This is a genomic window from Nocardia blacklockiae, from assembly GCF_015477355.1.
Classification (GTDB): Bacteria; Actinomycetota; Actinomycetes; order Mycobacteriales; family Mycobacteriaceae; genus Nocardia; species Nocardia blacklockiae.
Genome location: NZ_JADLRJ010000003.1, coordinates 620,717 through 646,505 on the forward strand (window position 1 = coordinate 620,717; position 25,789 = coordinate 646,505).

Here is a 25,789-nt window from a genome sequence, read left to right on the forward strand (position 1 = left end):
GCTCCGCCGACTCCCTCGAGACCGGCGGTCCTGCGGACAACCACTTGTCCGGTGGTTGGCAATTTCTCAGCACAATGGTTGCCTGGATCGAGTTCGGATCACGGTTCGGTTGCGGTTCGTCGATCGAGGTGGGACGTTGATGCGGGTTGGGCTCGGAGTCAGTATCGGCACGGTCAATACGGTGTGCGCCGTGGAGGGCGGGATCGGCGGCAGAAAGGGGTCGGCCCGCCGCGCGAGCGGCCCGCCCGCGACCTGGCGCACCACGCTCACCTTCGACAGCACCGGCGCCGCGCGGGTCGGCCGCATCCCCAGACACGGCCGCGCCATCACCGATTTCGCCGACCTGACCCAGCGCTCGGCCCCGACCGCGCGGGTCGGCCACCGCGCGCTGTCGGCCGCCGACCTGGTGGCGACGGTCGCGGCCAGCGTGCTGACCGACGTGCGCGGCGCGGAACCCGCTCCGGAGGACGGCATTACGGTCACGCACCCGGCCGGATATCCGCGGCGCCGGGTCGACGAACTGCGCGCGGCGCTGGACGCCGTCGGCCTGGAGCGCGCGATGCTCGCCGCCGAGCCCGTCGCCGCGACGGCCTGGCTGGAGGACGCCTGCGGCCCCCTCATGCCCGGCCTGGCGCTGGTCTACGACCTGGGCGGGTCCGGTCTGCGGGTCACCCTCGTGCGGGTCGGCGCGGGCAGCCCCGGCAATCCCGTCGTCGGAGAGTCGTTGCGCTCCACCGAGTTCGGCGGCCGCGCGTTCGGCGCGCAAATGACCGGTTCCGCGTGGCGATCGGCGGCGAATCCGGACGCCGACACCGACACCGTGATCACCGAGCGCCGCCGCGCCCATGTGCGCAAATCGCTTGAGGTCGTGTATCGGTGCCTGCGCGTCGCCGACGTCACGATGGCCGACGTCGACCGCGTCCTGGTCATCGGCGGCGCGGCTCGCCCGCCCGAGGTGGCGGGCGTTCTCGCCGACGCGCTCGCCCGCCCGGTGATCGTGGCGCCCGACCCGGAACGCACGGTCGCCGAGGGCGCGGCCATTCTCGCCCGGCGCGCCGCCGAGGAGGAGTTCGGCGTCGTTGGCCCGCGCCGGAGCTGGTGGAGTTCCGGCCAGTCCCGCATCGGCCGCGCGGGCGCGCTGCTGCCCGGCCGACGCCTGACCCGCGCGGCGGTGACCGCGACATTGGTGGCCGCGGGGGCGCTGTTCGCGGCCACGGCGGTGGCCGGCGACGAGGCCAGCATCGGCGCCATCACGGCCGATTCCTGCCTGATTCATCTGTACCGCTGAAACTTTCGAAGATCACCACCGTGTGACGCCTCGTCATGTGAGGTACTCGGTGAACGTGATCCGAGACACGGTACTGCGGGGTAGGGGTTCGGCGATGCCGCCCTGGCCTGCGCGGGGACGTCACACTGACGGATCTTCGGTGTACAAATGTGCACTCGATTCCGACTCGGTGCGTCCTCGCTATTGACCATCTCGGGTGTTGGTGTAACTATGGGACACAGTTAGTAGTGCGAGATGGAGAGGCTGTGACGACGATGTCTGTTGCCGCGACGCCCGACGTCGACCCCGTGGTCGCCCAGGCTCAGGAGTACGCGCAGAAGTTGATGCTGCTGTCCGAGGGCTCGGTCAACAAGCATTTCGACCCCTTCGAGGACATCGACTGGGACAACCCCGACTTCGCCGCCGACGCCGGCGAGGAGCGCTGGGTGCTGCCGGTATCCGGTGACGTTCTCGGCCGCCACCCCTGGTATCAGGCGCAGCCGCTGGAGCGCAAGATCGCCATCGGCAAGTATCGCCAGGCCAATGTCGCCAAGGTGGGCCTGCAGTTCGAGTCCATCCTGATCAGCGGCATGGTGACGCACAACTTCGGGCTGCCCAACGGCTCGCCGGAGTTCCGGTACTGCTCCCACGAGATGATCGAGGAGCACAACCACACCCTGATGTTCCAGGAGATGGTCAACCGGATCGGCCTGGACGTGCCGGGCATGGGCCCGCTGGTCAGCAAGTTCAAGTACCTCGGCGCGCCGGTGGCCGCGAAGTTCCCCAACCTGTTCTTCATGGCCGTGCTCGCCGGCGAGGAGCCGATCGACCACATCCAGAAGGCGATCCTGCGCTCGGGCGAGGAAATTCACCCGATCATGCGCGGCGTCATGGCCATTCACGTGGCCGAGGAGGCGCGGCACATCTCCTTCGCACACGAGTTCCTCAAGACTCACGTGCCGGAGACGTCCAAGGCGAACAAGTTCGCGCTGTCGCTGCTGATGCCGATCGTGATGTGGATCCTGGGCCGTTCGATCTACACCCCGCCGCGGTCGTTCTGGAAGGAATTCGACATTCCGGACTACGTGCGCAAGGAGCTGTTCTACGGCACCAAGGAAGCCAAGCAGGAGTTCAGCGACTTCTTCGGTGACGTGCGCGCGCTGGCCAAGGACATCGGCTTGATGAACCCGATCGCCAAGACCGTGTGGAAGCTGCTGAAGATCGACGGGCACACCACCCGGTACCGCTCGGAGCCGCTGCGCGCCGCGCGGGCCGGCTGAGCGGCGGACCGCGATGCCCTACGTGGTCACGCAGTCGTGTTGCAGCGACGCCTCCTGCGTGTACGCCTGCCCGGTCAACTGCATCCACCCGACTCCCGACGAGCCGGACTTCCTGACCGCGGAGATGCTCTACGTCGACCCGCAGGCGTGCGTCGACTGCGGCGCCTGCGCGTCGGCCTGCCCGGTGGACGCGATCACCTCGTCGAAGAAGCTCACCGACGAGCAGAAGCCGTTCATCGAGATCAACGCCGACTTCTACCGCCAGGCCCGGCCGCGGCCGGTGCTGGCCAAGCCGATCCCCGCGCCGGTCGTCGAGGCCGGGCGGGGCGCGCTGCGGGTGGCGATCGTCGGCTCGGGCCCGTCGGCGATGTACGCCGCCGACGAGCTGCTGACCCAGCCGGGCGTCACGGTGACGGTCTTCGACCGGCTGCCGGTGCCCTACGGCCTGGCCCGGCACGGCGTCGCGCCCGATCACGCCCGCACCCGGCAGGTGAGCCGACTGTTCGACGTCATCTCGGCCCAGCCCGGTTTCGGGTCGTACCTGAATGTGGCCGTGGGCGAGCACGTCTCGCACGCCGAGCTGCTCGACCACTTCCACGCGGTGGTGTACGCGGTCGGCGCCTCGGCCGATCGCAAGCTCGGGATTCCCGGTGAGGGCCTGCCCGGCAGCGTGTCCGCCACCGAGTTCGTGGCCTGGTACAACGGGCATCCCGACCACGCCGGCCGGGAGTTCGACCTGTCGCAGCGGCGGGCGGTGATCGTCGGCAACGGCAATGTCGCGCTCGACGTCGCCCGGATTCTCACCGTGGACCCCGAGACGCTGGCCGGCACGGACGTGTCGCCCGCGGCGCTGCGGGCGTTGCGGCACAGCAAGATCGAGGAAGTGGTCGTCGTCGGACGCCGCGGTCCCGCCGAATCGGCGTTCACCGTGCCGGAATTCGTGGGCCTGCTCGGCGCGGACGTCGACATCGTCGTGGAAGGCGAAGTGCCCGAGGCGGTTCCGGGGCTGCCGCAGAAGGTGGAGCAGAAGCTGCGCCTGCTGCGCGGGGTGGCCGAGCGGCCGACCGGCGCCCGCAAGCGCATCGTGTTCCGGTACCTGTCGTCGCCGGTCGCGCTGGCCGGGACGGACCGCGTCACCGGAATCGAGCTGGAGCGCAACGAACTTCGCACCGACGCGGACGGCACCGTGCGCGCCGCCGGTACCGGTGAGGTCGAAACCCTCGACACCGGACTGGTGCTCACCTCCGTCGGCTATCGCGGGGTGGCGCTGCCCGGACTCCCGTTCGACGAGCGCGCGAACGTGATCCCGAACCAGGAGGGCCGGGTGCTGGACGCGCCCGGCGGCACGGTGGTCCCCGCGACCTACGTGACCGGCTGGATCAAGCGCGGGCCGACCGGCTTCATCGGCACCAACAAGTCCTGTGCGCAGCAGACGATCCGGCAGCTGGTCGACGACTTCAACGCGGGGCGGCTGGCTACGCCGCGCGGTGGTGCGGCCGATCTCGATCGGCTGATCGAGACCCGCAATCCGGCGGCCGTGCGCGGCGGTGCCGTCGCCGACCGGCCGTGGTGGAAGCGCAAGCTGCTCGCTCGCGCCTGACCGCTGCTCGCGAACGCGCCCGGTTCCGCTTCCTCAGGAGCGGAGCCGGGCGCGTTCGTCGTTGCCGGGCTTCGATTCCCGGGCAGGGCGCTGTCCATTGGGTGTGAGTGGGCCTGGGGCATGGGGAATTCGGAAGTACCGAGCGGTTCGTTCGGGTTGGGGGATCTGCCGGAATTGCGGCGGCGAGGCAGGGCGGCAACCTTCCAGCCATTCGGAATGTGCGGGTGGTATTCGGGTTTCGGGTGATCGTTTGCGGCGCGCTACAGCACACCGGTCGGTATGTCGGGAAGATTACTGAAAGGTAGCCAGTTTTCACCCCGACTTGTCGGTTCTTGTCGGATCCGAAACCCGTTCGGCGACTTGGACACTGGTCTATCAGGCATTTTGTGTCTTAGACCGGTGGGTATGAAACCTTTTCGGGGCATTCGGTATTCGAAATCGACAGGTACCAGCTAACCTGTGTTCGCTGTTTGGTAAACGACCGCGACCACATGGTTCGCTTACGTGAGGCCGTGGTCTCGGTGCGTTGACGGGATAGCAATGACTGTTGGCTTCGGCATGAGCATCGGCACAGTGAACTCCGTGTGGGCGGTCGCCAGCGAGCGCGATCGGCCCGCCGTGCGTGTGCGCCGCACGGCCGTCACCTTCGACAGCGCCGGTGGTCCGCGGATGGGGTCGCTGCCCCGATTCGCCCCTGTGGTCACGGATTTCGCCGATCTCACGCGGCACGTGGAGCCGGTCATCGTGGGCGGCCGGATCTGGACGCAGGCGGATCTGGTGGCCGCGGTGGTCGCGTGCCTGCTCGATGCCGACGAGCCGGCCGCGGGTCCCGTCGCCACCTATCCCGCGAGTTATACCGAGCGCCAGCTGTCGCCGCTGCGGCACGCGCTGGAGAAAGCGGGCGCCGCCGATGTGACGCTGATGCCGGAAGCGGTCGCGGCGGTGGAATGGCTCGACGCCGAGCACGGCGTGTCCGAGAACGGCATCACGCTGGTCTACGACCTCGGGGGCAACACCCTCGATGTCGCGGTCGTACGCACTGAGGGGGATCGCGACAAGCGTGGCGTGCTCGGCAAACCGGTGCGTTCCCACGAGTACGGTGGCCGCCCGCTGGGCACCGTGCTCGCCCGGTACGCGCGGGCCCTCGCTCCCGGCGTGCCGACGCCGGTGTCGAAGGTGGTCCCGGTCGACGACACCAGCCGATTACGCACCTGGACGGTGCGCAATTCCCTGCGCCTGGTACGCAAGTGCGTGTACGGGGCGGGGCTCACGCTGGGCGAGATCGACCGGGTCCTGCTCGTCGGTGGCGCGGCCCGGCCGCCGGAGGTGGCGCGGGTGCTGAGCGAACTCGGGCGGCCGGTGGTGATGTCGCAGGACCCGGCGCACACCGCGGCCGTCGGCGCGGCGCTCGCCGCCGCCCGCGCGGCCGATCCGGGCACCAACCTGGGGCGGTACGCACGAGGCGCCGCGGTGATCTCCAGCGCGGCCGTCGCCTCCGCGGTGGCCATGTCGGCGGCCTCCATGCTCGGCGGCGGGCCGATCGGAACCGACGGCCCCGCACTGGAATTCGCGCCCGCCCTGGCCGGTCCCGCGCAGGGCGCCCGCGGCCAGTTCCGTGATGTGCGGCTGTTCGAGAGCCTCGAGTCCGCGCCCGGATTACCGGCCGGCGCGGACGGATTGCTCTCGCCGTCGTCCCTGGCGCGCCCCAAAATCGCTGTGGGACAAGCGGTCGCCGCCGTCGCCGGGTCCGCGGCGGCGGTGGAGCGCGCCGTCCGCGTCCACGGGCCGGGTACCCACTGCGATCCCGTGGACCGCCGAACGCTCTCCACCTACGCCAACCCGGCCCGCTTCACCAACCCCCTCCCGTTCTCGACCTCGGCCGCGTCGGTCGGCGGCATCCCCTCGGTCAGTCTCCCGGGCTCGTGGGGTTCGTCCCCCTCCGGGACGGCCTCACCCAACCCCGACATCGGGCCCGCCCCGTCGATGCGCCTACCCGGCGGGTCGCTGTCTCGGCCGACCGACGGTGCGTCCGGCACCGGCACCGGTTGGGCCGACGGAAGCCCTTCCGGCACACCGATATCCGGGAGCCTCGGCGGTTCCCCGGGGACCGGGACGGCAGGCGGAGTCTCCGGTGGTTCCGGGGGTGTCAGTGCCTGGCCGGGCACCGGCGGCACGGGAACCGGGACCGGCACCGCCGGTGGCACGGGTTCCGGGAGTGGTGCCAGCACCGGTGGTGTGGGCGGCACGGGCACGGGTGTAGGCGCAGGTACGGGCACGGCTGTGGGCGCGGGCTCCGGAACAGGCGCCGGTGCGGGCGGGACCGGTACCGGTGGAAGTCCCGGCGTCGGCGGGTCCACCCAAGGCAGCGGAACCGATTCCGGCGCAAGCGCATCCAGTGGCACCGCTTCCGGCGGAAGCACATCTGGTGGTACCGGTTCTGGCGGAAGCGCCTCTAGTGGCGCCGGTTCCGGCGGAAGCGCCTCTGGTGGTACCGGTTCTGGCGGAAGCGCCTCTGGTGGTTCCGGTTCCGGCGGAAACGCATCCGGCGGCACCACTTCCGGCGGCAACTCCTCGACCGCGGGAAGCGCCGGCGGTTCGGGAGGTTCCGGCGCTTCGTCCGCGGGCGATCACTCGGGCGGCTCCGGAGGTTCCTCCGGCGCATCCTCTTCCGGACGAGGCTCGTCGTCCGCCGGAACCTCCAGCGGCGGTGGCACTTCTGGCGGAACCTCGAAGGCCGACGCGGGCGGCTCCAAGGGGGCGTCGGGCTCCGGCGGCTCCTCGGGCGGATCCGGCGGCGGCTCACACGGCGGGTCCTCCGGCGGTGGCGGCGGCTCCCGCCGCTGACGCGCCCGGCTTGCCGTGTCTATCGGCCACCGCCGTGCTGGCCCTGTCGGGGGCAGCAGGCCGTGGCGGCGCGTGCGGTGCGCCGCCGCGCGCTCCGGCGCGATCACCGCACGAAGGGAACCAGCGGGTGCGGGATAGGCGCTACTGGGCTGTGAAGCCGCCGTCGATGGCTACCGCCGCGCCCGTGACGAAGGATGCTTCGTCGCTGAGGAGGTAGGCGCAGAGAGTGGCGATTTCCTCGGGGCGAGCGATGCGGCCGAGGGGGTGGAGGGCGGCGACGGTGGCTTCGCCCTCGGGGGTGGCGCCCATGGAGGAGCGGAAGGCCGGGGTGTCGACCGCGCCGGATACCAGTGCGTTCACGCGGACTCCCTGCTGGGCGGTCTCCAAGGCGACGGCCCGGGTGAGCCCGACCACGCCGTGCTTGGCGGCCACGTACGGGGCCACCGAGCCCATGCCCACCACGCCGAGATTCGACGCGTTGTTGAGGATCGCGCCGCCGCCGGAGCCGAGGATGGCCGGAACCTGGTGGCGCAGGCCGTAATACACGCCGGTGAGGTTCAGCTCGAGGTCAGCGCGCCAGCCCGCCTCGTCGATGTCCTGGATCGGCCCGAAGGCGCTCACCGCGCCCGCGTTGTTGAATGCCGCGTCCAGCCTGCCGAATTCGTCGAGCGCGGTCTGCGTCAACCGGGCCACGTCGTCGGCGACGGTGACGTCGGTGGGAACGAAAACCGCACGGCCCCCGGCGGACCGGATCTCCTCGGCCATCCGGTCACCGGACTCCTTGCCGCGCGCGCCCAGCACCACCGCGCCGCCCTCGGCCGCCACCCGGCGCGCCACCGCCGCCCCGACACCGGAGGTCGCCCCGGTCACCAACACGACCTTCGACTCGAATCGCTGTTCCATCGTCGATTCACTTCCTTTGCGCTTCTTGGCGTTTCGCTGACAGAACTCAGTCAACCAACGCCGGTGCGCCGAAGCTGGCGGAAACCGGACATCGAGTTGATATGTCATGTATTGTCGGCCGATGTCCCGCGCGCACACTGGAGAGAATGGACGCCAGAATCATCGGGACCGTCATGCCGGTGCTCGAGGTCACCCTGGACCCGGGCGACCGGGTCGTCGCCGAGTCCGGCCAGTTGTCCTGGATGAGCGAGTCGGTGCGGCTGCACACCTCGTCGCGGGTCATGACGGGCGGCATGTTCGGGGCGGTGAAGCGCGCGTTCGCCGGGGCTGGCTGGTTCATGACCGAGTACACGGTCAGCCGCCACCCCGGAACCGTGGCGTTCGCGACGAAACTGCCCGGCCGGATCGTGCCCGTGCCGGTGCGGCCGGACGTGGAGTATCTGGTGCACCGGCACGGATTCCTCTGCGCCACCGGCGATGTGCGGGTGGCACTGAGCTTTCAGCGGCGGCTGGGCGCGGGGATCTTCGGCGGCGCCGGGTTCACGCTGCAACGCGTCGGCGGCACGGGACAGGCCTGGGTGGAACTCTCCGGCGAGGTCGTGCAGTACGACCTCGCGCCGGGACAGACCTTGCGGGTGCACCCCGGCCACATCGGAATGTTCGATGCCACAGTCGATTTCGACATCACCATCCTGCGCGGCATCCGCAACATCCTGTTCGGCGGTGACGGCCTGTTCCTCGCCGCGCTCACCGGGCCGGGCCGAGTGTGGTTGCAGTCGTTGACGATGAGCAATCTCGCCCAGGCCATCGCGCCCTACCTGGCGCCGCCGGAGCGTACCGACCGGCAGTGACGTTCCGGCGCGGATGCACGTGCATTTTCACGGTCGGCCACAATGGGCCGGTGGACACAGCAGAGATTCCGCAGCTGATCGCCCTCGATGTGGACGGCACGCTGCTGAGTACCGGTGAGTCGATCACCCCGCGCGTGCGTGACGCCGTGCGGGCGGCGGCCGCGGCCGGAGCCCATGTCGTCGTCACCACCGGCCGCACCCTGCTGGCCACCCGGCTGGTGCTGGAGGAGTTAGGTCTCGACGAAGGGCGCGCGTTGTGTTCGAACGGCGCTGTGCACGTGGACATCTCGAATTGGCAGCCGCTGTCGCTGCACACCTTCGATCCCGAGCCCGCGGTGGGCGTGCTGCGCTCGCTGTTCCCCGATATGGTGCTCTCGGTGGAGAAGGTCGGTATCGGGACGTGGACCACCGGCTACTATCCCGGCAGCTTCCGGCTGGGCGAGTTCCGCTTCGTCCAGGACCACGACCTGAGTTCCGAACCCACCACCCGGCTCAACGGCTGGTGGCCCGGCGGCACCCTCGCCGACATGGTGGCGGTGATGGCCGAGCAGAGCCTGCCCGGCGCCGGCTGGGTCCACGGTGAGCACGAGCCCTGGCTGGTCGCCTCCAAGCAAGGCGTGTCGAAAGGCTGGGCCTTGGAACACCTACGCCGGGAACTCGGCGTCTCCCACGCCGCCACCCTCGCCATCGGCGACGGCTACAACGACCGCGAAATGCTCACCTGGGCAGGCCATTCGGTCGCCATGGGCAACGCCGTCCCGCCCATCCTCTCTCTCGCCGACGAGATCACCGCCGACGTCCGCGAAGACGGCGTAGCCCTCATCCTCGAACGCTGGTTCCGCAACTGACCTTTCACCTGGTCTGCGGGGAATAGGCCGCGCCCAGCCGATCAGGTGGGCGTGTGTCCCGTCCTGCCGGGGCGTGCCCTGCCAGGCGTGTCGGGTGCGCTCCGGCCGGTTGGATGCGCTACGCGCGCTGGACCCGGCTGGGTGTGCCGGTCAAGCGGTGAGGTCCAGCACCGGTGGGATGGCTTGGGTGTAGCGGGCCAGGACGACCTCGGTGAGGAGGGGATGGGGGCCGATGGGCGCGGCGTGGGCCAGCGTGGCAGGCGCGACGTGGGCCGAGCGGGTGAAGTCGGTCATCGCGTCCGTGCCGGTGTGGCTGATGAACCCGCTGGGAGCGGCTTTGCGGAGGCGGTCGGTGAGCAGGCCCGGGGCCAGGAACCAGGGGGCCACCAGGATTCGATGGCAGCCTCGGGCGCGAAGCCGCGAAACGGCTTGGGGGAGGGAGGGTTCGGTGGTGGCGAAGCAGACCTCGGTGTGCCAGGCGGTGCCGGCGGACAGCAGGCCGCCGAGCCGCTCGGTGCGGCGGTTGGCCTCCGGCGAGGAGGAACCCACGGCCGCGATCGCGACACCGGTGCCCTCGTCCGCCGGATCGCCGCCCGCGGCCAGGACCCGCTCGCGCAGGGCGGTGACCAGGCGCGGGTCCGCGCCCAGCACGTCGGCCTGGGTCAGTCGCAGGCGCGGGTGCCGCGCTCGTGCCGCGGCGAGCAGGCCGGGCAGGTCCACCCGCGCGTGAAAGGCCCTGCCCAGCAACAGCGGAACCACCACCGCCGCGCTGTGCCCCTGCGCCGCAACGGCGTCCACCACCTGCTCCACCGATGGCGTATTCAGATCTAGGAACGCCAGCCGCACATCCAGATCCGGCCGCCGCACACTCAGCTCCGCCACCACCGCCGACATCGTCGCGGCCGACCGCGGATCCCGGCTCCCGTGCGCCACCGCGATCAGTGCGGGCAGCCCGGATCCCGTTCGCCGCGGACCGATTTCCGGCGCACCGTGGACCGATCCCGAGCCCAGCGTCGGTGTGCGCGGCTCTCCGAGCGGCCCGCGCACACCGGAGGTCTCGGCGGGCAACGGTCGCTCGGCGGCGTCCCCGCGCCCCGGTGCCGGATTCACCTCAGACCTCGGACTCCGTGCCGACCTCGACGGCTGTCAGCACGTCGCCGACCAGGCCGGCGGCGACGGTGTTGCCGCCGGCGGGGTCGATGAGCAGGAAGCTGCCGGTGTGGCGGTTGACGCGGTAGTCGTCGGCCACGACGGGGTCGGCGACGCGCACGGAGATGCGGCCGATATCGTTGAGCGCCAAGGATTCCGGGTCGGGGTCGGCGGCCAGGTTCTGCTCGTCGAAGCGCTCCAGGAGCGCGCCCACGATGGCCTGGGTGGTGCGGGTGCCGTGCTTGAGGAGCAGGCGGGCGCCCGGGCGCAGCGGCTTGTCGCCGAGCCAGCAGACCGTCGCGTCGAACGAGTCGATCGGTTCGGGCGCGTCGATCGCCGCGGCGATGGTGTCGCCGCGGGAGATGTCGACGTCGTCGGTCAGCACCAGCGTGACGCTGTGCCCCGGCTGCGCGGTCGCCAGCTCGCCGTCGGGGGTGTCGATGCGCTCGACCGTGGTGCGGATGCCGGACGGCAGCACCACCACCTCGTCGCCCTTCGACACCACGCCCGCCGCGACCTGCCCGGCGTACCCGCGGTAGTCCGGGTACTCGGCGGTGCGCGGCCGGATCACGTACTGCACCGGAAAGCGCAGTCCCACTTGGTGTTTGCCGGAGCTGTCGGCGTCGACCGGCACCGACTCCAGATGCTCGATGAGCGAGGGCCCGTCGTAGAACGGGGTCTTCTCCGAGCGGGAGGCGACATTGTCGCCGTGCAGCGCCGACACCGGGATCTCCACCACGTCCTCCGGCGCCCAGCCGAGTTTCGTGGTGAGCGCGTTGAATTCGGCCGAGATCTTGTCGAACACGCCCGCCGCGTCGTCGACCAGGTCGATCTTGTTCACCGCGAGGACTAGCTTGGGCACGCCCAGCAGCGCCATCACCGCGGCGTGCCGGCGGGTCTGCTCGATCACGCCCTTGCGCGCGTCCACCAGCAGGATCACCAGTTGCGCGGTCGACGCGCCGGACACCGTGTTGCGGGTGTACTGCACGTGGCCGGGGGTGTCGGCGAGCACGAAAGTCCGCCGCGGCGTGGCGAAGTAGCGATACGCGACATCGATCGTGATGCCCTGCTCCCGCTCGGCGCGCAGCCCGTCGACGAGCAGCGACAGGTCCGGCGTGGCCAGGCCCTTGTCGACCGACGCGCGGGTGACGGCGTCGATCTGGTCCGCCAGCACGGATTTGGTGTCGTAGAGCAGGCGTCCGACCAGTGTGGACTTGCCGTCGTCGACACTGCCGGCGGTGGCCAGTCGTAACAGGTCGGACATCAGAAATAACCCTCTCGCTTGCGGTCTTCCATCGCGGCCTCCGAGACGCGGTCGTCGCCCCGGGTGGCGCCGCGCTCGGTGAGCCTCGACGCGGCGACCTCGGCGAGGATGTCCTCGTTGGTCGCGGCGGTCGAAAGTATTGCGCCCGTGGTGGATCCGTCGCCGACGGTGCGGTAGCGCACCGACTTCACCACCAGCTCCTCGCCCTCGGCGGGGCCGCCCCACGAGCCGGGCGTCATCCACATGCCGTCGCGCTGGTAGACCGGGCGCTCGTGGGCGTAGTAGATGGTCGCGAGTTCGACGTTCTCGCGCGCGATGTAGCGCCAGATGTCGAGTTCGGTCCAGTTGCTCAGCGGGAACACCCGCACGTGCTCGCCCGGCGCGTGCCGGCCGTTGTACAGGTTCCACAGCTCGGGGCGCTGGCGCTTGGGATCCCAGCGGCCGAACGCGTCGCGCAGCGAGAAGATGCGCTCCTTGGCGCGCGAGCGCTCCTCGTCGCGGCGGCCGCCGCCGAAGACCGCGTCGAATCGGTTGTCGGCGATGGCGTCCAGCAGCGGGACGGTCTGCAGCGGGTTGCGGATGCCGTCGGCGCGCTCGGTCAGCCGCCCGTCGGCGAGATACTGCTCGACCGACGCGACATGCAGTCGCAGGCCGTACTTCTCGACGACGCGGTCGCGGAACTCCAGCACCTCCGGCAGGTTGTGCCCGGTGTCCACGTGCAGCAGCGCGAACGGCAGCGGCGCGGGCCAGAACGCCTTGAGCGCCAGGTGCAGCAGGACGGTGGAGTCCTTGCCGCCGGAGAACAGGATCACCGGCCGCTCGAACTCGCCCGCGACCTCGCGGAAGATGTGGATGGACTCGCTCTCGAGTGCGGCCAGGGTGTCGAATCGTGTGTCGGTGGCAGTGGTCATGACGCGTGCAACCCGCATTCGGTCTTGGCGAGGCCGGCCCAGCGGCCGCTTCGCGGATCGGATCCCGGTTCCGGCTTCCGCGTGCACGGAGCGCAACCGATGGACGGATATCCCTCCTCGACAAGGGGATTGACGAGAATGCCGTGTTCGTCGATATAGGCGGCCATCTCGTCGTCGGACCAGGCGGCGATCGGGTTGATCTTCACCAGGCCGAAGCCCTCGTCGAAGGAGATCAGGGGCGCGTTGGCGCGGGTGGGCGCCTCCACGCGGCGAATGCCGGTGACCCAGGCGTTGTAGCCGGACAGCGACTTCTTCAGCGGCACCACTTTGCGCAGCCGGCAGCACTCGCCCGCGTCACGCGCGAACAGGTCCTTGCCCAGCAGCCGATCCTGTTCGGCCACAGTGTGTTCCGGCCGCACGTTGACGATGTTCACGCCGTACACGGTCTCGACCGCGTCCCGGGTGCCGATGGTCTCGGCGAAGTGGTAGCCGGTGTCGAGGAACAGGACGTCCACGCCCGCGCGCTGCTGCGCGGCCAGGTGCACCAGCACCGCGTCCTGCATGTTCGAGGCGACGATGTAGCCGGGGCCGAAGGTCTCGTCGGTCCAGCGCAGCAGCTCCGCCGCGGTGGCGTCCGGACCCAGCTGTGCCGCACCGTCTTCCGCGATCCGGCGCAGTTCGTTCTCGGAGAGCTTCTCCAAAGTGGTTGCCATGCTTGAAATCTCCCGTTACCGAAGGTCGGCGTCGTCGGCGCGGACAGCCCACTGCGCGAACCGCTCACCGTCGTTGCGGTTCTTGACGAAATTGCGCACCACGCGCTCGATGTAGTCGCCGAGTTCGGCGCTGGTCACCTTGTGCTGACGCAGCTTGCGCCCGAAGGCGCTGTCGAACCCGAGGCTGCCTCCGAGGTGAACCTGGAAGCCCTCCACCTGATTCCCGTCGCCGTCGTCGACGAGCTGGCCCTTGAAGCCGATGTCCGCGATCTGGGAACGGCCGCAGGAGTTGGGGCAGCCGTTGATGTTGATGGTGATCGGCACGTCGAGCTGCGCGTTGATGTCGGCGAGGCGCTGCTCGAGTTCGGGCGCGAGCACCTGCGAACGCTTGCGCGTCTCCACGAACGACAGCTTGCAGAACTCGATGCCGCTGCACGCCAGCAGGTTTCGCCGCCACATCGACGGACGGGCGTGCAGGCCGAGGGGTTCCAGCTCGTCGATCAGCCGGTCGACCTGGTCGTCGGGCACGTCGAGCACGATCAGCTTCTGGTACGGGGTGAAGCGGATGCGGTCGGAGCCGACCCGCGCCACGGCGTCGGCGACCTGGGTGAGAATGCTGCCGGTGACGCGACCGGCGATCGGGGAGAACCCGACCGCGTTGAGCCCGTTGCGCAGCTTCTGCACGCCGACGTGGTCGATCGGGCGGGTGGGCTGCTGCGGGGCGGGGCCGTCGATCAGCTTGCGCTTCAGGTACTCGTCCTCGAGCACCTGGCGGAACTTCTCGATGCCCCAGTCCTTGATCAGGAACTTCAGCCGGGCCTTGGTGCGCAGGCGGCGGTAGCCGTAGTCGCGGAACAGCGCGACCACGCCCTCCCAGACCTCGGGCACCTCGTCCAGCGGCACCCACGCGCCGACGCGCTGGGCCAGCATCGGGTTGGTGGACAGCCCGCCGCCGACCCACAGGTCCAGGCCGGGGCCGTGTTCGGGGTGCTCCACGCCGATGAAGGCGACGTCGTTGATCTCGTGCACCACGTCCTGCTGGCCCGAGATCGCGGTCTTGAACTTGCGCGGGAGGTTCGAGTACTCCTTCTTGCCGATGTAGCGGCGCACGATCTCCTCGATCGCGGGCGAGGCGTCGATGACCTCGTCGAGCGACTCACCGGCGAGCGGGGAACCGAGCACCACGCGGGGGCAGTCGCCGCAGGCCTCGGTGGTCTGCAGGCCGACCGCGTCGAGCCGCCGCCAGATCTCCGGGACGTTCTCGATCTCGATCCAGTGGTACTGGAGGTTCTCGCGATCGGACAGGTCGGCGGTGTCGCGGGCGAACTCGGTGGAGATGCCGCCGAGGGTGCGCAGCTGCTCGACGTTCAGCGCGCCGCCGTCGCAGCGCACTCGCATCATGAAGTACTTCGCCTCGAGCAGGTCGATGTTCTCGTCGCCGGTCCAGGTGCCGTCGTAGCCCTGCTCGCGCTGGGTGTAGAGGCCCCACCAGCGGAAGCGGCCGCGCAGGTCGCTCTTGTCGATCGAGTCGAAACCGCCGTGGGCGTAGATGTTCTCGATGCGGGCGCGGACGTTGAGCGGGTTGTCGTCCTTCTTGCTCTGCTCGTTCGGGTTCAGCGGCTCGCGGTAGCCGAGCGCCCACTGGCCCTCGGACTTGCGGCGCAGCGGCTTGCCGGTGCGCTCGCGCGGACCGGAGGACTGCGGGCGCGGGCGGGCGCGGCGCTCGCGTGCGGCGGCGGCACGCTCGCGCGCGATTTCCTGCTCGCGCTCGGAGCGGGTGGATTCGGGGGTGGGACCGGCGTCGGTGCTCGACGTCATGGGGTCGCTCCTGCGGGTGGATCAGGCCTTGCGGCAGGCGGGAGGGGCTGGCTCACGCCTTCGGTATTCGGGCGGCCGGAAAATCGGGCGTCGAGACGAGGACGCCGGAGTCGGAAAAGGCCGCTCTACCGGAGGCGATCCGGCAGACAGCGGGCACTGCAGACACGCTTGTAGTCGACGTGGCGACGCGCCACCAATCGCACTCCAAGCCCAGTCATGGAGCCTATTGTGCCATGTCAGCAGGGTCGTTCCGACCGCCCACCCATATTTTCCGCAATTTCGAGGGAAATTCCCTGGACGACTGATCGAATTTGTGAGATCGGTCATAAACCTTCCGGCCGAACCGGTCTCGATGATTCGCTGGCCGTACCTCGACGAGGCGCGAGAGGGCTCGGCGCTGCCCGTGATGAGCGACGAGGCGGACGGGCGCTGGGCGCGCACCGCCTGCCGGAACGCCGGGGTTCGATAAACTCGCTGGTCCGGGAAGTGAACACACCGCCGAGGGAGTCGTCATGCCCCACACTGTGGACTTCGAGAACGTATCGACCGCCGGGCTGGAATCGTCTCCCGTGGCGGAGGCACTGGCCGGGCTGCGGGCGAACGAGGCCCGGTACTTCAAGAACAAGTACGACCACGTCTTCACGACCGAGCCCGCCGACCAGGCCGCGTCGATCGTCGACCGGGTGAGCCTGATTCTCCGCAAGGAACGCGACATCGTCATCGCGGCGCGGCCACTGGAGGCCACGGCCTTCGAGGTGGCGGGCATTCGCTTCGACTACGTCTTCTACGAGGACGGGCTGGCGATCAATGTGATGTACGCGCTCGACGACTCGGGCAAGCGGGCCGTCGGGTTCAAGCTCTCCGACGGGATGGAGGTCCCCGCCGAACTCGCCTCGTTCAAGTTCGCGCGGCAGAAGTCGAAGCTGGCGGGGACCATTCGCGGTTCCTACTTCGTCATCAAGAATCGGTACTGACCGCACCGGTTGTCTTGCGGTGCAGGCGAATTGCCGAAATCAGGAAGAACACGCCGCCGAGTGTCGCGTACCCGGCCAGACTGCCGAGTGAGGCGGACGACCCGCCGGATTGCAGGATGAAACCGGCGCCGGCGAGGACGGAGATGCCGCCGCTGAGGATCATCGGCCACTGACCGCCGAGGGCTCGGCGGGCGCTGCCGACGATCAGCTGCACCGCGCCCGCGGTGATCGCCCACGCGCCCCACACGATCAGCACCGCGCGCACGCCGGAGCCGGCCGCGACCGCGAGGCCGACGGCGGCGAGCAGGCTGAGGCCCATGTTGACGTAGAGCAAGGGTGCGGGGGACGTCGCACGGGAATTGCGATGGTCGACGATCGCGGCGGCGAGGTCGAATGCGGGGTAGAGCACCAGCAGCGTGGCGCTGACGGGGCCGATCGATGACGCGGTGGCCGCGAGCAGGGCGGCCCACACCACCGCGAATCCGAATCTGACGAGGTAGAGATTGCGCAGCGCCGTCGTGATCGATGCCGGGCGCGGGTCGGTGGTGAGGGTCATGGGTGGTCCGATCTGTCGTCTTCACGGTGTGGTCGCGCGGCTCTCGGCGCGTCCGATCCGTAGGTAGAATGACTAGTAACTCTACCGAGAGTAGAGGCAGGGTCGAGCGGGACGCAAGAGCGGCGAGAGGAGCGCTTATGATCGGGGCCGTGAAGGCGTCGATGCGGGAACGATTGATCGACGCGGCGACCGAGCTGTTCTATGCCGACGGGCTGCGCGCGGTCAGCGTCGACAAGGTCATCGAACGCGCGGCCACCACGAAAGTGACGTTCTACCGGCACTTCAAGAGCAAAGACGACCTCATCGTCGCGCATCTGGAGCGGCGCGCCCGGCTCGAGCGGGACGGCATCACCGCGGCGATCCGGCACGCGGAAGGCGACGCGGATCGGGCCTTCCAGCTCATCGCCGCGGCGGTCGGCGAGCTGGCGTGCGCGCCCGGGTTCCGGGGCTGCCCGTTCATCAACGCGGCTGCCGAGTACCCGGACCCGGACAGCAGCGTCCGGCAGGCGGTCGCCGAGCATCGCGCGTGGTGCGAGGCGGCCTTCGCGGAACTCGTCGCGCCGCTCGGACTGCCGGACCCGCACGCGGTCGCGGCCGACCTCATGCTCATCCGCGACGGCGCGATGGTCGGCGGGTATCTGGACGACCGCGCGACCCTCGCCGAGTCGTTCCTGCGCAGCTGCCGCGCCCTCGTCCGGATCGACTGAGGCGTAGCGGGCCGGAGTCGAAGACCGGGTGCAGCTCACACTTCGCGCCTCGGCAGACTGGAGAGGTGACTTCGACGGCTGACCTCTCCGCTACCGAACCCGTGCTGCGGGATTTCGGTGGCGGGCCGTTCGGCATCTACATCCATGTGCCGTTCTGTGCGACGCGGTGTGGGTACTGCGACTTCAACACCTATACGGCGGGGGAGTTGGGGACCTCGGCGTCGCCGCAGTCGTGGCTGCCGGCGTTGCGGGGCGAATTGGCTAGTGCCGCAGAGTTGTTCGGTGCGCTGCCGAGTGCGCAGCCGGCGGTCTCGACGGTGTTCGTGGGCGGCGGGACGCCCTCGCTGCTCGGTGGCGACGGGCTGGCGGAGGTGCTGGACGCGGTTCGCGCGAACTTCACGCTGGCCGCCGATGCCGAGGTGACCACCGAGTCGAATCCGGAATCGACCTCGCCGCGGTTCTTCGAGCGCCTGCGGGAGGCGGGGTACACGCGGGTGTCGCTCGGCATGCAGTCGGCGGCCGAGCATGTGCTGCGGGTGCTCGACCGGACGCACACCCCGGGGCGCGCGGTGGCGGCCGCGCGCGAGGCTCGGGCGGCCGGGTTCGACCACGTCAATCTCGATCTCATCTACGGCACCCCCGGGGAAACCGACGCCGATCTCGATGCCAGCCTGGACGCGGTACTGGCCGCCGGGGTCGACCACGTCTCGGCCTATTCGCTGATCGTCGAGGACGGGACCGCCATGGCCCGCAAGGTCCGGCGCGGCGAACTCCCCGCCCCCGACGACGACGTCCTCGCCGCCCGCTACGAACGCATCGACGCCCGCCTCGCCGCCGCCGGACTCACCTGGTACGAGGTATCCAATTGGGCCGCAACGGATTCCGCCCGCTGCCGACACAACCTCGGCTATTGGGACGGCGGCGACTGGCTCGGCGCGGGCCCGGGCGCGCACAGCCACCTCGGCGGCGTCCGCTGGTGGAACGTGAAGCACCCGGCCCGCTACGCCGACCGCGTCACCCACGGCGGCCTCCCCGCCGCCGGCTGGGAACAGCTGACCCCGGAGGAGCAGTACACCGAACGAGTCATGCTCACTGTCCGCTTACGCACCGGCCTCCCCCTCACTGCCCTCACCCCACCCGCCCGCACCACCGCCACCCGCATCATCACCGACGGCCTGGCCCGCCTCGACGACAACCACCTGACCCTCACCCCCCGCGGCCGCCTACTCGCCGACGCCGTCGTCCGCGCCCTCCTCACCTGACCGCACCGGTCCTGCCTCCCGGCCGCAGCGGCGATGATCGCGACCTCCTCACCTGACCGCACCGGTCCTGCCTCCCGCGGCGGCGATGATCGCGACGATTCGCCGGTTGGGGGCGAGGTTGGGGGGTCGGGGGTGTAGCGTTCGACACAACCCCGAGGAGTCTCATGCCGCAGGCACGCATCACCCTTGTCAATGATCAGAGCGAGTTCGCGGAGTCGCGGGCCGCGGAGAAGGCGGAGAGCGCGCGGCGTTGTGCGATGGCCGCGCGCGCGGTCGCCAGCTACGCCACCGACGCCGACGACTGCACGTCGCTACTCGCGATGCTGGGCCTGGACGCGGCCGCGGGGAAGGCCGCGGGCGCGGACTAGCCGCCTGCCCGCCCGCCACCGCATCGCCACCCGCGCGCACCACCACCAAGGTCGGGATGTGTGCACCGGGGATTGTTCCCTGGGCAATTAGACTGGAACCGGATGATCCGGGATCCGCGTGATCGCGTCGTGCCGTGACGCGGTCGCGCCCGGCGGACCGAGGGCGAGCGAGGAGGTGGGGCCGATGCCGAGCACCGAGCAACGGCGGATCGAGGTCCTGCGTGCGATCGTCGCGGACTACATCGCGACCAAGGAACCGATCGGCTCGAAGACGCTGGTCGACAGACACAATCTCGGCGTGTCCAGCGCCACCGTGCGCAACGACATGGCCGTACTCGAGGCCGAGGGGTACATCACCCAGCCGCACACCAGTTCCGGTCGCATACCGACCGACAAGGGCTACCGGCAGTTCGTCGACAACATCGCCGAGGTGAAGCCGCTGTCGCAGGCCGAGCGCCGCGCCATCATCGAATTCCTGGAGAACGGCGTCGACCTGGACGACGTGCTGCGCCGCGGCGTGCGGCTGCTGGCGCAGCTGACCCGGCAGGTCGCGATGGTTCAGTACCCGACCGTGTCGGCGTCGACGGTCCGCCACCTCGAGGTCGTCGCGCTGAATCCGGCGCGGCTGCTGCTGGTGGTCATCACCGACACCGGCCGTGTCGATCAGCGCCTGGTCGAGCTGGGCGCGGTCGTCGACGACGAGGACCTGGCGGCGCTGCGCGCCATGCTCGGCAAGGCCATGGACGGCAAGCGGCTCTCCGCGGCATCCACGGCGGTGGCCGAATTGCCCGAGCACGCGCCGCAGCGGCTGCGCGACGTGCTGGTGCGGGTGTCGACGGTGCTGGTGGAGACGCTGGTGGAGCATCCCGAGGAGCGGCTGGTGCTCGGCGGCACCGCCAACCTCACCCGCAACGTGGGCGATTTCGGCTTCCCGGGCTCGCTGCGCTCGGTGCTGGAGGCGCTCGAGGAGCAGGTGGTCGTGCTGAAACTGCTGGCCGCGGCGCAGCAGCCGGGCATGGTGACGGTGCAGATCGGCGAGGAGACCCAGGTGGAGCAGATGCGCGGAACCTCCGTGGTGTCCACCGGGTACGGTGTGCCGGGTACCGTGCTCGGGGGGATGGGAGTGCTCGGCCCGACCCGCATGGACTACCCCGGGACCATCGCTTCCGTGGCGGCGGTTGCCCGGTACATCGGCGAAGTGCTCGCCGAGCGATGAATCGGCCACGGCCCCAACGGTTGTGAGCGGAACAGATTCGGAACAGGACTAGAGACGCAAGTGGCACGGGACTACTACGGAATTCTCGGCGTCGGCCGCAACGCGACCGACCAGGAGATCAAGCGCGCCTACCGAAAGCTGGCGCGGGAACTGCATCCCGACGTCAACCCCGACGCGGACGCGCAGGAGAAGTTCCGCGAGGTGTCGACCGCCTACGAGGTGCTGAGCGACCCGGAGAAGCGGCGCATCGTCGACATGGGCGGCGACCCGATGGAGTCCGCCGGCGGCGGTGGCGGCTTCGCCGGTGCCGGTTTCGGCGGCTTGGGGGATGTGTTCGAGGCGTTCTTCGGCGGCATGGGTTCCGCGGGCGGCCAGCGCCGGCCGCGCGGCCGGGTGCAGCCGGGCGCGGATTCGCTGCTGCGGACGCGGCTGTCGCTGGCCGAATGCGCGGTCGGCGTCACCAAGCACCTGACCGTCGACACCGCGGTGCTCTGCGATTTGTGCCAGGGCGCGGGCACCAACGGCAGTTCCAAGCCGGTGCGCTGCGAGACCTGCGGCGGCGCGGGCGAGGTGCAGACGGTGCAGCGCTCGTTCCTGGGCCAGGTCATGACCTCGCGCCCGTGCCCGACCTGCCGCGGCACCGGTGAGACCATCCCGGACCCCTGCCGCAAGTGCGGCGGCGACGGCCGGGTGCGGTCGCGCCGCGAGATCGCCGCGCCGATCCCGGCGGGTGTCGCCAACGGCATGCGGGTGCGGCTGGCCGCGCAGGGCGAGATCGGCCCCGGCGGCGGCCCGGCCGGCGACCTGTACGTGGAGATCGTCGAGCAGCCGCACGACACCTTCGTCCGCGACGGCGACGACCTGCACTGCACGGTTCGGGTGCCGATGGTGGACGCCGCGCTGGGCGCCACGGTCGTGATCGACACCATCCTCGACGGCCCGACCGAACTGACCATCCCGGCGGGCACCCAGCCCGGCGAGGTGTCGGTGCTGCGCGGGCACGGCATGCCGAAGCTGCGGTCGAGCGCGCGCGGCGACCTGGTCGCGCACCTGGACATCGTGGTGCCCACCAAGCTGGACAGCAAGCAGTCCGACCTGCTGCGCAAGTACAAGGCGACCCGCAACGGCGAGCGCACCGAGGTGCTGTCGGCCCAGTCCGAGCACAACAGCGGGCTGTTCGCGCGGCTGCGGGCGTCGTTCAGCGGTCGCTGACCCGGGCGAAACGCGGTGGCGGCGACCGTTTTCTACCTCGACGAGATCCCGGCGCCGGGCGGTGTCGCGGTGCTGGACGGGCCGGAGGGCCGCCACGCCGCGACCGTGCGGCGGATCCGGGTCGGCGAGCCGATCACGCTGTCCGACGGCGCCGGTGTGGTGGCCGAGTCGGAAGTGGTCGCGGCGCAGAAGGACCGGCTCGAGCTGAAGGTGCTGAATCGCGCCGTCGCGCAACGGGTCTCGCCGCCGGTGACGGTGGTGCAGGCGCTGCCCAAATCGGACCGTTCCGAGCTGGCGGTGGAACTGATGACCGAGGCGGGTGCCGACGTCATCGTGCCCTGGCAGGCCGCGCGCTGCGTCGCCAACTGGGAAGGCAAGGCGCGCAAGGGCGTCGACAAGTGGCGTGCCGCGGCGCGTTCGGCCGCCCGGCAGTCCCGCCGCCCCTACATCCCGGAGGTGCCGGACCTGCACCGCACCCCGGATGTCCTGCAACTGGTCCGAAAAGCCCAGGCGGACAACGGAGTCGTGGCCGCTTTGCACGAGTCGGGCCGCTCCCGCTTCGTCGACCTGCCCGTCGCCCAGGCCTCGCACGTCGTCCTCATCGTGGGTCCCGAAGGCGGACTGGACGACAGCGAACTCACCGCCCTCACCGACGCGGGTGCCGCACCGGTCCTGCTGGGCCCCACGGTATTACGCACTTCGACAGCCGCCGCCGTCGCGCTGGGTGCGCTGGGTGCACTCACCCCGCGCTGGTAATTCGAAAAGCGCTTCGCCCCCGCCCGAATGACGGGGGCGGCAACGGGTGGGATCAGGCGCCGGGCGGGGGGAGGGGGCGGCCGTCGGGGCCCGGAGGGGGTGTGCAGGGCTTGCCGTCGGCGCCGGTGGGGGGAGGCAGGGGGCGGCCGTCGGGGCCCAGGGGTGGGGGTAGGAGCTTGCCGTCGGGGCCCAGCGGGGGTGGCGGGCAGCCTTCCGGCGGGCCGGGCGGCTGGTGGTGGTCCGTGTGCGCGATCTGGGGTGCCGCGAGCGCCGGTCCCGCGGTGAGCAGGCCGAGGCTCGCGATCGCGGCGGAAACCGCGATGGTCGCCATCCGAAGTTTCATGCGAACTCCTTGTCCGAGAAGTGCTGTCCGTCATGGCGTTAGACGTGCCGACCGGTCTCCGGTTCCGCAGAACCGGACGGTGTGATCCACGTCACTGATGCGGCAAGGCGGCGACGGCCCCGGCACCACCGCGCGGTCGAGAAGGCCGAGAGACGCCGGAAGTTACGCGTCCGAAGCCGTGTCGGGGGAGAAGACGTTCGGCGGGATGGCGACGAGGGACAGCGGTTTCATGGTGTCGGCGTGCCCCTTCTCGACCGAGCAGTACTCGAACGGGCCGTGGCGGTCGAACAGCACCGCCATGTGCGGGTCGGCGTGGTCGAGCAGCCAGGTGCTCATGCCCGTCTTCGAATCGAGGCGCAGGTATTCCCATGCCCGCCAGACGGCTTCGAGCCGGAGCACCGCCTCGGCGTGCATCCACCACCGCGGGCACCAGACCCGCTGCCCGCCGGTCACGTTCCGGCGATAGACCAGGCTGAGGTAGTTCTCGACGAATTCGCCGACGGACTCGTAGATCGGTCCCGGCTCGGTGTCGTGCTCCTGTGCGTCCACGCTGACCGAGCGTAGCCACGCGGGGTGACACGTGGGCAACGGTCGTCCGCGACCTCAGTGCGCCGCAACGGCTTCGGGCCGCCGAGACCGCGCCGCCAGCGCGAGACCGCCCGCCAGTACCCCCGCCGCGACCAGCAGCACACCCACGTAGCCCACCAAACCCGCCCACCCGTGCCAGCTGTAGGCGATTCCGGCGGCGCCGCCGACCAGCGAACTACCGAGGTAGTAGGCGAACAGGTAGAGCGACGACGCGGTGGCCCGGTTGCCGGTGGCGGCCGCGCCGACCCAGCCGCTCGCCACCGAATGGGCACCGAAAAACCCTGCGGTGCACAGCAGTACGCCGAGCAGGACCAGCGGCAACCGATCGGGCAGCGTGCCGACCAGGCCGGCCGCCATGGTCGCCACCGAGATCACCAGCACCCGCGCCCGGCCGTGGCGGTCGGCGAGGCGTCCCGCGAGCGCCGAGGTGACCGTGCCCGACAGATACATCAGAAACACCAGACCCGCAGTCGCCGCGGACAATCCGAACGGCTCCCGGATGAGCCGGTATCCGAGGAAGTTGTACATCGACACGAACCCGCCCATCAGCACGAACGCCAGCCCGAACAGCGCGAGCAGCGTGCCGTGCCGCAGCTGCCCGGCGAGATCGGCTGCCAGCGAACGGATTCCGAGCGGCCGGGGCACGAACCGCCGGGACGCGGGCAGGCTCCGCACGAACCAGACGGTGCACCCGGCCGCGGCCACCGCCACCGCCGCGCCCGCCCACCGCCACGACGCCACCTCCAGCGTGAAGGCGGGCAACAACCGTCCGGCGAGGCCGCCGAGGGTGGTGCCCGAGACGTACACGCCCATCGCCGCGCCCAGCCCGTCGGTGCCGATCTCCTCGGCCAGGTACGCCATCGCCACCGCGGGCACTCCCGCCAGCGCGAGCCCCTGGATCGCCCGCCCGGCCAACAGCAGCTCCAGCGTCGGGCTGAACGGCAGCAGCAGCCCGACCGCGCTCGACACGACCGCCGAGGTCACCATCACGCGGGTCCGGCCGAACCGCCCCGAGAGCACGCTCACCGGCACGATCGCCAGCGCCAGCAGTCCGGTGGTCAGCGACACCGCCAGCGCCGCCCGCGCCGGGGTGGCCGCGAACGCCGTCGACAGGCTCGGGAGCAGCGCCTGCGCGCTGTACATCGAGGCGAAGGTGGTCAACCCCGCGGCGAACAGCGCCAGCGTGATCCGGCGTTCGTGCGTCGCGGTATCGGGCGAGAGCGCGGTGGCGGCGGGCATATCTCCAGAATTCGCGCGGACCGATCCGAAAGGAAATGCATAATGATGACGAAGTTCATTCCACATGCGCATTAGTAGAGGTCCGCTGGGAGACGCCGTCCGTGCCGAGTGACGATTTGCACTGGTTCCTCACCCTCGCCGAGCTGGAGCGGGTGGGCGCGGCCGCCGATCAGCTGCACCTGGCCCAGCCGACGCTCTCGCGCATGCTGGCCCGCCTCGAGCACCGCCTCGGCGTGCGCTTGTTCGACCGGCACGGAAAACGCTTGACGCTCAACGAGTTCGGCCGCGTCTACTACGAGCACGCCCGCCGCGCGCAGGCCGAACTGGACGCGGCCGGCCGGGCACTGGCCGACCTCGCCAACCCGACCAAGGGCGTGGTGCGGTTGTCGTTCCTGCACTCGTTCGGGGCGCGGGTGGTCCCGGACCTGGTCGCGGGTTTCCGGCGCGGTTCCGGGCGGATCACCTTCAGCCTCCGGCAGGACGCCGCCGAGGTGGTCACGGCACACGTGCTGGACGGCGACGCGGACCTCGGCCTGGTGTCACCCAAACCGGCCGTCGCGGGACTCGGGTGGCGGACGTTGCTGCGGCAGCGGCTGGCCCTGGCCGTGCCGCCCGAGCACCGGCTCGCCGCGCGGCGGCAGGTGCGGCTGGCGGAGGTCGCGGACGCCGAGTTCATCGCCATGCCCGCCGGATTCGGCATGCGCCGCATCCTCGACGACCTGTGCGCCGCGGCCGATTTCCGGCCCCGCGTCGGCCTGGAATCCACCGATCTGGTCACCGTCGCGGGTCTGGTGGCCGCCGGGCTCGGCGTCGCGGTGCTGCCGCTGGAGGAGGCCCCGGTGCGCGGCCCGGCGCCCGGCCCGGTGCTGATTCCCCTCGCCGATCCCGGGGCCGTGCGGGACGCCGGACTCATCTGGTCGGCGGCCGCCGCGCCCTCCGACGCCGTCCGGCAATTCCGGGACTTCGCCTTCGAGTGGTCCCAGCGCTGAGCCGGTACCCCCGTTCGCGCGCGGCGAAACCCACCGGAACGCGCCCGTGACCAGCTGGTAGCCGCTTATTCACTGGGCCTTGTCGGTGGTCCGAGCTAAACTTTGAACACACGAAACGCACGCGCGAGACC

The 25,789-nt window shown here is 70.4% G+C and carries 24 protein-coding genes; 14 read left to right on the forward strand and 10 right to left on the reverse strand.

Annotation, left to right across the window (positions count from 1 at the left end):
* The first annotated feature begins 139 nt into the window (after nt 1-139).
* The 4 genes from IU476_RS12355 (at nt 140) to IU476_RS12370 (ending at nt 6,991) form a co-directional block, all read left to right on the forward strand.
* Nucleotides 140-1,288, forward strand: a complete 1,149-nt coding sequence (locus IU476_RS12355) for an Hsp70 family protein (RefSeq protein ID WP_195099614.1) — start codon at nt 140-142, stop codon at nt 1,286-1,288.
* A gap of 254 nt (nt 1,289-1,542) precedes the next feature.
* The gene (locus tag IU476_RS12360) at nt 1,543-2,547 is read left to right on the forward strand and encodes an AurF N-oxygenase family protein (RefSeq protein ID WP_195099890.1); all 1,005 of its coding nucleotides are present in this window, start codon (nt 1,543-1,545) and stop codon (nt 2,545-2,547) included.
* A 13-nt stretch (nt 2,548-2,560) separates the two neighbouring features.
* A complete protein-coding gene (locus IU476_RS12365) occupies nt 2,561-4,147 on the forward strand; it encodes an FAD-dependent oxidoreductase (RefSeq protein WP_195099616.1) in 1,587 nt (528 codons plus the stop codon).
* Between the two features lie 558 nt (nt 4,148-4,705).
* Nucleotides 4,706-6,991, forward strand: a complete 2,286-nt coding sequence (locus IU476_RS12370; RefSeq protein WP_195099618.1) for an Hsp70 family protein — start codon at nt 4,706-4,708, stop codon at nt 6,989-6,991.
* Nucleotides 6,992-7,132: 141 nt separating this feature from the next.
* Here IU476_RS12370 and IU476_RS12375 read toward each other — a convergent pair whose 3' ends face one another.
* On the reverse strand, nt 7,133-7,894 hold the full coding sequence (locus tag IU476_RS12375) for a glucose 1-dehydrogenase (protein WP_195099620.1): 762 nt from the start codon (nt 7,892-7,894) through the stop codon (nt 7,133-7,135).
* Nucleotides 7,895-8,040: 146 nt separating this feature from the next.
* Between IU476_RS12375 and IU476_RS12380 the strand changes: the two genes are divergently transcribed.
* Together IU476_RS12380 and IU476_RS12385 are read left to right on the forward strand one after the other, a co-directional pair.
* Nucleotides 8,041-8,745, forward strand: a complete 705-nt coding sequence (locus tag IU476_RS12380) for a TIGR00266 family protein (RefSeq protein ID WP_195099621.1) — start codon at nt 8,041-8,043, stop codon at nt 8,743-8,745.
* A gap of 50 nt (nt 8,746-8,795) precedes the next feature.
* On the forward strand, nt 8,796-9,593 hold the full coding sequence (locus IU476_RS12385) for an HAD family hydrolase (RefSeq protein WP_324194031.1): 798 nt from the start codon (nt 8,796-8,798) through the stop codon (nt 9,591-9,593).
* 150 nt (nt 9,594-9,743) lie between these two features.
* Here the strand turns inward: IU476_RS12385 and IU476_RS12390 are convergent, their stop codons facing one another.
* The 5 genes from IU476_RS12390 to IU476_RS12410 form a co-directional block, all read right to left on the reverse strand.
* A complete protein-coding gene (locus tag IU476_RS12390; protein ID WP_195099894.1) occupies nt 9,744-10,544 on the reverse strand; it encodes a sirohydrochlorin chelatase in 801 nt (266 codons plus the stop codon).
* Between the two features lie 160 nt (nt 10,545-10,704).
* Complete coding sequence (locus tag IU476_RS12395; RefSeq protein WP_195099623.1) at nt 10,705-12,006, reverse strand: sulfate adenylyltransferase subunit 1; 1,302 nt, start codon at nt 12,004-12,006, stop codon at nt 10,705-10,707.
* Nucleotides 12,006-12,935, reverse strand: coding sequence for a sulfate adenylyltransferase subunit CysD (gene cysD, locus IU476_RS12400; protein WP_195099624.1), 930 nt, complete (start codon nt 12,933-12,935; stop codon nt 12,006-12,008). Before cysD ends, IU476_RS12395 begins: the two co-directional genes overlap by 1 nt.
* Entirely contained in the window at nt 12,914-13,630 is a 717-nt protein-coding gene (locus IU476_RS12405) for a phosphoadenylyl-sulfate reductase (RefSeq protein ID WP_195099625.1), read from the reverse strand. Before IU476_RS12405 ends, cysD begins: the two co-directional genes overlap by 22 nt.
* Nucleotides 13,631-13,645: 15 nt before the next feature.
* Complete coding sequence (locus IU476_RS12410; protein ID WP_228823486.1) at nt 13,646-15,448, reverse strand: nitrite/sulfite reductase; 1,803 nt, start codon at nt 15,446-15,448, stop codon at nt 13,646-13,648.
* A 512-nt stretch (nt 15,449-15,960) separates the two neighbouring features.
* Between IU476_RS12410 and IU476_RS12415 the strand changes: the two genes are divergently transcribed.
* Nucleotides 15,961-16,422: a DUF8821 family protein gene (locus tag IU476_RS12415; protein WP_195099626.1), complete on the forward strand. Its 462-nt coding sequence runs from the start codon at nt 15,961-15,963 to the stop codon at nt 16,420-16,422.
* On the opposite strand, the gene IU476_RS12420 is transcribed toward IU476_RS12415, so the two are convergent.
* Nucleotides 16,406-16,978: a hypothetical protein gene (locus tag IU476_RS12420; protein WP_195099627.1), complete on the reverse strand. Its 573-nt coding sequence runs from the start codon at nt 16,976-16,978 to the stop codon at nt 16,406-16,408. The two genes, IU476_RS12415 and IU476_RS12420, sit on opposite strands and share 17 nt — an antisense overlap.
* Nucleotides 16,979-17,115: 137 nt before the next feature.
* Here IU476_RS12420 and IU476_RS12425 point away from each other — a divergent pair, with 137 nt between their 5' ends.
* The 6 genes from IU476_RS12425 (at nt 17,116) to IU476_RS12450 (ending at nt 22,499) form a co-directional block, all read left to right on the forward strand.
* Nucleotides 17,116-17,685 (forward strand): TetR/AcrR family transcriptional regulator, encoded by a 570-nt coding sequence (locus tag IU476_RS12425; protein WP_195099628.1) that lies wholly within the window; start codon nt 17,116-17,118, stop codon nt 17,683-17,685.
* 65 nt (nt 17,686-17,750) lie between these two features.
* Nucleotides 17,751-18,947 (forward strand): radical SAM family heme chaperone HemW, encoded by a 1,197-nt coding sequence (gene hemW / locus IU476_RS12430; RefSeq protein ID WP_195099630.1) that lies wholly within the window; start codon nt 17,751-17,753, stop codon nt 18,945-18,947.
* Between the two features lie 164 nt (nt 18,948-19,111).
* The gene (locus IU476_RS12435; protein ID WP_195099631.1) at nt 19,112-19,315 is read left to right on the forward strand and encodes a hypothetical protein; all 204 of its coding nucleotides are present in this window, start codon (nt 19,112-19,114) and stop codon (nt 19,313-19,315) included.
* Between the two features lie 184 nt (nt 19,316-19,499).
* On the forward strand, nt 19,500-20,531 hold the full coding sequence (hrcA, locus tag IU476_RS12440) for a heat-inducible transcriptional repressor HrcA (protein WP_195099632.1): 1,032 nt from the start codon (nt 19,500-19,502) through the stop codon (nt 20,529-20,531).
* Nucleotides 20,532-20,591: 60 nt separating this feature from the next.
* On the forward strand, nt 20,592-21,743 hold the full coding sequence (gene dnaJ, locus IU476_RS12445) for a molecular chaperone DnaJ (protein ID WP_195099633.1): 1,152 nt from the start codon (nt 20,592-20,594) through the stop codon (nt 21,741-21,743).
* 15 nt (nt 21,744-21,758) lie between these two features.
* The gene (locus tag IU476_RS12450) at nt 21,759-22,499 is read left to right on the forward strand and encodes a 16S rRNA (uracil(1498)-N(3))-methyltransferase (protein ID WP_195099634.1); all 741 of its coding nucleotides are present in this window, start codon (nt 21,759-21,761) and stop codon (nt 22,497-22,499) included.
* 52 nt (nt 22,500-22,551) lie between these two features.
* On the opposite strand, the gene IU476_RS12455 is transcribed toward IU476_RS12450, so the two are convergent.
* From IU476_RS12455 to IU476_RS12465, 3 genes are all read right to left on the reverse strand, one after another.
* On the reverse strand, nt 22,552-22,842 hold the full coding sequence (locus IU476_RS12455) for a hypothetical protein (RefSeq protein WP_195099635.1): 291 nt from the start codon (nt 22,840-22,842) through the stop codon (nt 22,552-22,554).
* 162 nt (nt 22,843-23,004) lie between these two features.
* A complete protein-coding gene (locus tag IU476_RS12460) occupies nt 23,005-23,391 on the reverse strand; it encodes a DUF4913 domain-containing protein (protein WP_324194032.1) in 387 nt (128 codons plus the stop codon).
* Nucleotides 23,392-23,445: 54 nt separating this feature from the next.
* Nucleotides 23,446-24,669, reverse strand: coding sequence for an MFS transporter (locus tag IU476_RS12465; protein ID WP_195099638.1), 1,224 nt, complete (start codon nt 24,667-24,669; stop codon nt 23,446-23,448).
* Nucleotides 24,670-24,770: 101 nt separating this feature from the next.
* On the opposite strand from IU476_RS12465, the gene IU476_RS12470 reads away from it, so the two are divergent.
* Complete coding sequence (locus tag IU476_RS12470; protein ID WP_324194033.1) at nt 24,771-25,658, forward strand: LysR family transcriptional regulator; 888 nt, start codon at nt 24,771-24,773, stop codon at nt 25,656-25,658.
* Nucleotides 25,659-25,789: the final 131 nt, after the last annotated feature.

Coding starts and splice junctions, on each gene's coding strand:
- IU476_RS12355 (WP_195099614.1), top strand. CDS start 140: ATGCGGGTTGGGCTCGGAGTCAGTATCGGCACGGTCAATACGGTGTGC.
- IU476_RS12360 (WP_195099890.1), top strand. CDS start 1,543: ATGTCTGTTGCCGCGACGCCCGACGTCGACCCCGTGGTCGCCCAGGCT.
- IU476_RS12365 (WP_195099616.1), top strand. CDS start 2,561: ATGCCCTACGTGGTCACGCAGTCGTGTTGCAGCGACGCCTCCTGCGTG.
- IU476_RS12370 (WP_195099618.1), top strand. CDS start 4,706: ATGAGCATCGGCACAGTGAACTCCGTGTGGGCGGTCGCCAGCGAGCGC.
- IU476_RS12375 (WP_195099620.1), bottom strand. CDS start 7,894: ATGGAACAGCGATTCGAGTCGAAGGTCGTGTTGGTGACCGGGGCGACC.
- IU476_RS12380 (WP_195099621.1), top strand. CDS start 8,041: ATGGACGCCAGAATCATCGGGACCGTCATGCCGGTGCTCGAGGTCACC.
- IU476_RS12395 (WP_195099623.1), bottom strand. CDS start 12,006: ATGTCCGACCTGTTACGACTGGCCACCGCCGGCAGTGTCGACGACGGC.
- cysD (WP_195099624.1), bottom strand. CDS start 12,935: ATGCGGGTTGCACGCGTCATGACCACTGCCACCGACACACGATTCGAC.
- IU476_RS12405 (WP_195099625.1), bottom strand. CDS start 13,630: ATGGCAACCACTTTGGAGAAGCTCTCCGAGAACGAACTGCGCCGGATC.
- IU476_RS12410 (WP_228823486.1), bottom strand. CDS start 15,448: ATGACGTCGAGCACCGACGCCGGTCCCACCCCCGAATCCACCCGCTCC.
- IU476_RS12415 (WP_195099626.1), top strand. CDS start 15,961: ATGCCCCACACTGTGGACTTCGAGAACGTATCGACCGCCGGGCTGGAA.
- IU476_RS12420 (WP_195099627.1), bottom strand. CDS start 16,978: ATGACCCTCACCACCGACCCGCGCCCGGCATCGATCACGACGGCGCTG.
- IU476_RS12425 (WP_195099628.1), top strand. CDS start 17,116: ATGATCGGGGCCGTGAAGGCGTCGATGCGGGAACGATTGATCGACGCG.
- IU476_RS12435 (WP_195099631.1), top strand. CDS start 19,112: ATGCCGCAGGCACGCATCACCCTTGTCAATGATCAGAGCGAGTTCGCG.
- hrcA (WP_195099632.1), top strand. CDS start 19,500: ATGCCGAGCACCGAGCAACGGCGGATCGAGGTCCTGCGTGCGATCGTC.
- IU476_RS12455 (WP_195099635.1), bottom strand. CDS start 22,842: ATGAAACTTCGGATGGCGACCATCGCGGTTTCCGCCGCGATCGCGAGC.
- IU476_RS12465 (WP_195099638.1), bottom strand. CDS start 24,669: ATGCCCGCCGCCACCGCGCTCTCGCCCGATACCGCGACGCACGAACGC.